This window comes from Mesorhizobium sp. M7A.F.Ca.US.005.03.2.1 (assembly GCF_003997795.1).
GTDB classification, from domain to species: Bacteria; Pseudomonadota; Alphaproteobacteria; order Rhizobiales; family Rhizobiaceae; genus Mesorhizobium; species Mesorhizobium ciceri.
The window spans coordinates 1-6,496 of record NZ_RZRP01000324.1; the positions used below are offsets into that span (position 1 = coordinate 1).

At 60.9% G+C, this 6,496-nt stretch carries 8 protein-coding genes; 6 read left to right on the forward strand and 2 right to left on the reverse strand.

Features of this window, described 5'->3' with window-relative positions; genetic code table 11:
- The 3 genes from EN991_RS18675 to EN991_RS18685 all read left to right on the forward strand — a co-directional run.
- Nucleotides 1-619 (forward strand): ATP-binding cassette domain-containing protein (locus EN991_RS18675; protein ID WP_127369281.1); only part of this gene is annotated, 619 nt, incomplete at its 5' end.
- Between the two features lie 35 nt (nt 620-654).
- Nucleotides 655-1,491, forward strand: a complete 837-nt coding sequence (locus tag EN991_RS18680; RefSeq protein ID WP_050580490.1) for an ABC transporter permease — start codon at nt 655-657, stop codon at nt 1,489-1,491.
- A 53-nt stretch (nt 1,492-1,544) separates the two neighbouring features.
- Nucleotides 1,545-2,120 (forward strand): hypothetical protein, encoded by a 576-nt coding sequence (locus EN991_RS18685; RefSeq protein WP_244514294.1) that lies wholly within the window; start codon nt 1,545-1,547, stop codon nt 2,118-2,120.
- A gap of 16 nt (nt 2,121-2,136) precedes the next feature.
- On the opposite strand, the gene EN991_RS18690 is transcribed toward EN991_RS18685, so the two are convergent.
- Nucleotides 2,137-2,337 carry a hypothetical protein gene (locus EN991_RS18690; RefSeq protein ID WP_013532050.1) on the reverse strand — a complete coding sequence of 67 codons (201 nt, stop codon included), beginning with the start codon at nt 2,335-2,337 and terminating at the stop codon, nt 2,137-2,139.
- Between the two features lie 201 nt (nt 2,338-2,538).
- The gene (locus tag EN991_RS18695; RefSeq protein ID WP_013532051.1) at nt 2,539-3,477 is read right to left on the reverse strand and encodes a LysR family transcriptional regulator; all 939 of its coding nucleotides are present in this window, start codon (nt 3,475-3,477) and stop codon (nt 2,539-2,541) included.
- Between the two features lie 123 nt (nt 3,478-3,600).
- Between EN991_RS18695 and EN991_RS18700 the strand changes: the two genes are divergently transcribed.
- The 3 genes from EN991_RS18700 to EN991_RS18710 form a co-directional block, all read left to right on the forward strand.
- Nucleotides 3,601-4,647: a class 1 fructose-bisphosphatase gene (locus tag EN991_RS18700; protein WP_013532052.1), complete on the forward strand. Its 1,047-nt coding sequence runs from the start codon at nt 3,601-3,603 to the stop codon at nt 4,645-4,647.
- Nucleotides 4,648-4,655: 8 nt separating this feature from the next.
- Nucleotides 4,656-5,528 carry a phosphoribulokinase gene (locus tag EN991_RS18705; protein WP_013532053.1) on the forward strand — a complete coding sequence of 291 codons (873 nt, stop codon included), beginning with the start codon at nt 4,656-4,658 and terminating at the stop codon, nt 5,526-5,528.
- Nucleotides 5,529-5,538: 10 nt separating this feature from the next.
- On the forward strand, nt 5,539-6,496 hold a 958-nt coding region (locus EN991_RS18710), incomplete at its 3' end, for a 1-deoxy-D-xylulose-5-phosphate synthase N-terminal domain-containing protein (RefSeq protein ID WP_245461006.1).

Here is a 6,496-nt window from a genome sequence, read left to right on the forward strand (position 1 = left end):
GTTCTCACTGATAAGCCACCTCTACGACACGCGTCACGGATCGATCCGCATCTTCAGCCATGACATTCGCCGCGCGTCCGGCGAAGCACTCAGGCGGGTCGGCATCGTGTTCCAGGCACGCACGCTCGATCTCGACCTCAGCGTCTACCAGAATCTCTCCTACCATGCCTCGTTGCATGGCATTGGCGGACGCGAAGCTCGCCAGCGCATTGCCGCGCTGCTGGAAACGGTCGACATGCAGGGCCGCCAGCATGACAAGGCACGCAGCCTCTCCGGCGGTCAGATGCGGCGCATCGAAATCGCCAGGGCGCTGCTGCACCGACCTTCCCTGCTCCTGCTTGACGAGGCGACCGTCGGCCTGGATATCGAATCTCGTGCGGGCATCCTCGCCACCATCCGCAAGCTCGTCCAAGCAGAGGGCATCGGCGTGCTCTGGGCTACGCATCTGATCGACGAAGTCGAAGACGCCGACCATGTCGTCATACTGCGGCGGGGTGACCTGGTCGCCAGCGGCAAGGTGTCGGATGTGATCCGTGCGAACGGCGGAAGTTCGATTCGCGAAACCTTTTCGAAGCTCAGCCGCGTCGATGCGGCGGGCATGACGGAGACGTCGCCATGAGCGCTCCTGCGATGCCCGGAAAAGTCGCCGGCATCATGCCGGTGCGGTCCGAGCCATTCGGCCTGCGCCACTATCTCATTTGCCTGAAAGGCGTCGTCCTGCGCGAGTGCCTGCGCTTCCTGCACCAGCGCGAACGCTTCATTTCCTCGCTGGTCCGGCCGCTGGTCTGGCTGTTCATCTTCGCGGCCGGCTTTCGCCAGGTGCTTGGCGTGTCGATCATCCCGCCCTACAAGACCTATGTGCTCTACGAGGTCTATATCACGCCGGGCCTTTGCGGCATGATCCTGCTGTTTTCCGGCATGCAGTCTTCACTGTCGATGGTCTACGACCGCGAGATGGGCAACATGCGCATCCTGCTGGTCAGCCCGTTTCCGCGCTGGTTCCTGCTGGTGTCGAAGATGCTGGCCGGTGTGGCCGTATCGATCGTGCAGGTCTACGCGTTCCTGATCGTTGCCTGGTTGTGGGGCGTCAAAGCGCCGCCACTCGGCTATCTCTATGTTCTGCCGGCACTGTTCCTGTCGGGCATGATGCTTTGCGCGCTCGGCATGCTCTTGTCTTCGCTGATCAAGCAGCTTGAAAACTTCGCCGGCATCATGAACTTCGTCATCTTTCCCGGCTATTTCGCGTCTCCGGCGCTGTATCCCTTGTGGCGCATCCAGGAGGCGAGCCCCCTGCTCTACAAGATCTGCCTCTGCAACCCGTTCACCTATGCCGTCGAACTGATCCGTTTTGCCTTCTACGGGCAGATCGAATGGCTGTCGCTGGGCGTCGTCGCCGGCTGCACGCTGCTGTTCCTGGGCGGCGCCATCATCGCATACGACCCTTCGCGCGGTTTGGTGATCCGCAAACAGGACATGGGAGGAAACGCCTGATGGCGCGAATGAGACTTGTTCACACTCTGGTTCTGGTCACCACGCTTGCGTCGATGGAGGGCGCCGCCGCGGCAAACACCGATCCCGACTGGCCCTGCATGCAGCGTAAGGTGCCACAGCTCTCGCTTGGCCAGATCTGGAATGGGCCGGAGCTTCCGGCGACCGCGAAGGATTGGGCGAAGGATCCAGGCGTGTCGGCGCTTGTCGATGCTGTGGCGGCCCGGCGGACGCCGATTGCACAAGCCCAGAAGGAGATCAAGGATTTCGCGACTTCCCTACCGCCCGAGCAGGTCGCAACCAAAATGACGATGCTGGTGCAGGGAATGTTCGATCACATGGACGCCGAGCGTTCGCACGTGATCTCCGGCATCTCCCGCTATGCCCACAAACAGCTGGAAATGGCGGCACAGTTGCGCAAGGAAGCATCCGAAGTGGACGCGCTGCGCGCCAAGGCCGATGCGGATCCGGACGAAGTAGAACGGCGAACCGATCAACTGAATTTCGCGACGCGAATTTTCAACGAACGCGTCCAGTCGCTGACTTATGTCTGCGATGTGCCGACGATAATCGAGCAGCGGCTTTACCAGTTGTCGAAGACTGTCTCGGAAACGCTCATCGTGAAGAAATAGACCTTGGCCGCCTGTCTCACGACTCTCTGCCAGGCAGCACACGCCAGCGCTGCACGAAATAACCGGGATGCGTCTCGATCCACCTTGCCACCAGCGGCTGCGCCTGCATGAAGGCAGTCCCGGGATTCATCGCCAGACCGTCTACCATTTCCTCGCGTTGTTCGCAGGTCCGCGGTCCATCCGTCAGGCAGACCATCATAACGAGTGTGTAAAGCATTACCCCTTTTCCCCATCGAATTCCCGAACCCATACCCGGGAGAGTTCCGAACAGTCTGCAGGGGTTGCACATACAGATCGCTTACGGTGTGAAAGGACGTGGCCCCCGCTCTTTCGCACTGCAACATAACATATCGCTTATATAATACCAACGAGCGCGGGCGTTCTCCACCGGACTTTCATCCGTTGCGCTCGTGCAGTGTCATCCAGCCTTGTCTGGATACAGCTTTCCGAAAAGGGGCAGGTACATTGCGCCCTTGCGCATCAGGAAATCGTTGAATGTGGCCATCGCCGGCGAGATTGCGTGATCGGTTCGCATCACCGAGAACCATTGTCGGCGGATCGGCATGCCGACAACGTCGAGGATGACAAGCCGGCCTGCCTCGGTTTCCGCAGCGATGGTGTGAGCAGAGATGAAGGCGATGCCCAGACCAGCCATCACCGCCTGCTTGATCGTTTCGTTCGAGGCCATCTCGACACCGAGGTCGTCGATGCGCCCAGGCACGTCGCTCAGGAATATTTCCAACGAGATACGGGTTCCGGAGCCGGGCTCGCGAATAAGGAAATGCTCCTCGGCAATCCGCTCCTTGGAGATATCGCGCGCCGCCACCAAGGGATGGTCGGGCGGCGCGATGATGACCAGCGGGTGATCACCGAAGACCGAAGCACGCACCGGAACCTCTTTCGCCGGACGCCCCATCAGCGCGATATCGATGTCGTGGTTCCTGAGGTTGTCGATCGTCTGGGCACGATTGCCGATGGCAAGCCGCATGTCGATGTCGGGATGGTCCTTCATGAACGCAGCCATCAGCCGCGGCGCGAAATATTTGGCTGTGGAAACGACGCCGAGCCTCAAGCTGCCGGTGCGTACGCCCTTGATGGCATCCATCTTGTCTTCGAGCAAACCGAGATGCTCCTCGATAACCTGCGCTGTCTCGACGAAAGCCAGACCTGCGGCAGTGGGACGCATGCCGTCCGACGTTCGGTCGAACAGAGCCAGCTGGAATTCTTCCTCCACTTGTCGCAGTTGGATTGTCAGCGCTGGAGGAGACAGGCCTAACATCTTGGCTGCGCTGACAATTTTGCCGCACTTGATGATTGCCTGGACGGTCTTGAAATGCTTGAGCGTGAGGTTTCTCATGTCGCATACTAAATTGTTTTTACTGACTAGGTAAAGTTATTGAATTTTACTTATCGTGCGACGTTTGTTTCCATTCCTCCAGTCCAGCCGCTCCGAGGAGATGCGGCGGGAGGGGAGGTTACGATGCCAGCGGCAACGCTCGACGCTTTTCTGAACTCCTATCTCGGCCAGCCAGACGAATTCCGCTCGGCCGTTGTGACGACCGTTCGTCAGTTGACACAGGCCGCCATCAAGGTCCGCAACACCATCAACCAAGGGGTGCTCGGCGCCGCCTTTGCCGAGACCCGTGGCGCCAATGCCGACGGCGACGTCCAGAAGGATCTCGACGTCTTCTCCGACGACATCTTCCTCGACGCCATGCGCCGTGCGCCGGTGGCGCTTTACGCCTCCGAGGAGCTGGAGCAGCCAGTCCTGCTCGACAGGCAAGCGCCACTCGCCATTGCGATCGACCCGCTCGACGGCTCTTCCAACATCGACACCAACGTGTCGATCGGAACGATCTTCTCGCTCCTGACCGCAACTGGCGCGCCGGACGCTGATCCGGCCGCCTCTTTCTTGCAGGCGGGCGTGAACCAGCTAGGCGCCGGTTTCTTCATCTATGGGCCGCAGTTGGCACTCGTCCTGTCGCTCGGCAGCGGCACGCATGTCTTCGTCTTCTCGACAAGGCTCGGCACCTTCGTCCAGGCCTATGAAAGCCGGATCATTCCGCAACGCACTCAGGAGTTCGCCATCAACGCCGCCAACTACCGGCACTGGGACGAGGCTGTGCGGCTCTATGTCGACGACTGCCTGGAGGGCACCGAGGGACCGCGCGAGAAGGATTTCAACATGCGCTGGATCGCCTCTCTGGTCGCCGACTGTTACCGCATATTGATGCGCGGCGGCGTTTTTCTCTACCCCGGCGATCGGCGCAAGGGCTATGGTCAGGGACGGCTGCGCCTCGTCTACGAGGCCAACCCGATCGCCTATCTCATAGAGCAGGCTGGCGGTGCCGCCACCGACGCGATCACCCGCATCCTAGAAATCGAGCCGGAGAGCCTGCATCAGCGCGTGCCGATGATCTTCGGGTCGGCGCGGGAAGTCGCGCGCATCACGCGCTACCACACAGAGCCGAGCAACATCGGTGAGCGTGCGCCGCTGTTCAGCCGCCGCGGCCTGTTCAGAGCCTGAGCAGCACCATGTCAGCCAAGCACCCCATCATCACCATCACCGGGTCGTCGGGCGCCGGCACGACCTCGGTCAAGCGCATCTTCGAGCTGATTTTCCGGCGCGAGAACATCGAGGCCGCTTTCATCGAAGGCGACGCATTTCACCGCTACGACCGCGCGGCGATGAAGGCAAAGGTGGCCGAGGAGGAAAAGGCCGGCAACCCGAACTTCACCCATTTCAATGCCGCGGCCAACGAACTCGGAATTCTCGAAGAGGTGTTCGCGGAATATGGCCGCCGCGGAACCGGCAAGACCCGCACCTACATTCATGATGAGGAAGAGGAAAAGCAGCACGGCACGCCACCGGGAACCTTTACCGAATGGCGCGAATTCGCTCCCAGCGACCTGCTCTTCTACGAGGGGCTGCACGGCTGTGTCGTCACCGACACGATCAATCTGGCCAAGCATGCGGATCTCAAGATCGGCGTCGTGCCGGTCATCAATCTCGAATGGATCCAGAAGATCCATCGCGACCGTTCGACACGCGGCTATTCCACCGAGGCGGTGATGGACGTGATCCTGCGCCGGATGCCCGACTATGTCCGCTACATTGTCCCGCAATTCTCGCAGACCGCCATCAACTTCCAGCGCGTGCCGATCGTCGATACGTCCAACCCGTTCATCGCGCGCTGGATTCCGACACCCGACGAATCGATGCTGGTTATCCGCTTCGCCAATCCGCGCGGCATCGATTTTCCGTATCTGCTGTCGATGATCCACGACTCGTTCATGTCGCGGCCAAATTCCATCGTGGTGCCAGGCAACAAGCTCGATCTTGCCATGCAGCTGATCCTGACGCCGCTCATCCTGCAATTGGTTGAACGCAAGAGCCGTGTGTCGTGAGGAGGATGCAATGACCAGCCAAACAGCACTGAAGCCCGTCACCACAACCGCTCCCGTCTCGGAGCGCGACATGGCGAACGCCATTCGCGCGCTGGCGATGGACAGCGTCCAAAAGGCGAATTCGGGTCATCCTGGCATGCCGATGGGCATGGCCGATGTCGCAACGGTGCTGTTCAACCGCTTCATCAATATCGATCCGTCGAGACCGGACTGGCCCGACCGTGACCGTTTCGTGCTTTCAGCCGGCCACGGCTCGATGCTGCAATACGCACTGCATCATCTGCTCGGCTACGAAGACATGCAGGTCGAGGAATTGCAGCGATTTCGGCAGCTGGGCAGCCGCACCGCCGGACATCCGGAATACGGCCATGCGCTTGGCGTGGAGACCACCACCGGACCGCTTGGACAGGGCATTTCCACGGCGGTCGGCATGGCGCTGGCGGAACGCATGCTTGCCGCCCGCTACGGTGCCGATCTGGTCGATCATCATACCTATGTGATTGCGGGCGACGGCTGCCTTCAGGAGGGAATCAGTCACGAGGCGATAGACCTCGCTGGTCACCTGAAGCTTTCCCGCCTGATTGTCTTCTGGGACGACAATGCGATTTCCATTGACGGGCCGACCTCCCTCTCCACGTCGATGGACCAGCCGGCGCGCTTCAAGGCCGCCGGCTGGGATGTCCAAAGTGTCGCCGGGCACGACATGGCAGCAGTCGCCGCGGCAATCGAGGCGGCGCGACGGTCGGATCGGCCATCGCTGATTGCCTGCCGCACAGTGATCGGCATGGGTGCCCCCAATCTCGGCGGTTCGGAAAAGACGCACGGCGCACCGCTGGGTGAAGCAGAGATCGCCGCGACACGCGAAAACATCGGCTGGGCCCACGCGCCGTTCGAGGTGCCGGATGATATCCTTTTCGCCTGGCGCGAGATTGCCGGTCGCGGCGAAGCGATGCGGCGCGCCTGGGAGC

Bases quoted from the DNA above. Each gene is read 5' to 3' on its own strand.
- EN991_RS18700 (WP_013532052.1), top strand. From the start codon at position 3,601: ATGCCAGCGGCAACGCTCGACGCTTTTCTGAACTCCTATCTCGGCCAG.
- EN991_RS18680 (WP_050580490.1), top strand. From the start codon at position 655: ATGCCGGTGCGGTCCGAGCCATTCGGCCTGCGCCACTATCTCATTTGC.
- EN991_RS18685 (WP_244514294.1), top strand. From the start codon at position 1,545: ATGGAGGGCGCCGCCGCGGCAAACACCGATCCCGACTGGCCCTGCATG.
- EN991_RS18705 (WP_013532053.1), top strand. From the start codon at position 4,656: ATGTCAGCCAAGCACCCCATCATCACCATCACCGGGTCGTCGGGCGCC.
- EN991_RS18690 (WP_013532050.1), bottom strand. From the start codon at position 2,337: ATGCTTTACACACTCGTTATGATGGTCTGCCTGACGGATGGACCGCGG.
- EN991_RS18695 (WP_013532051.1), bottom strand. From the start codon at position 3,477: ATGAGAAACCTCACGCTCAAGCATTTCAAGACCGTCCAGGCAATCATC.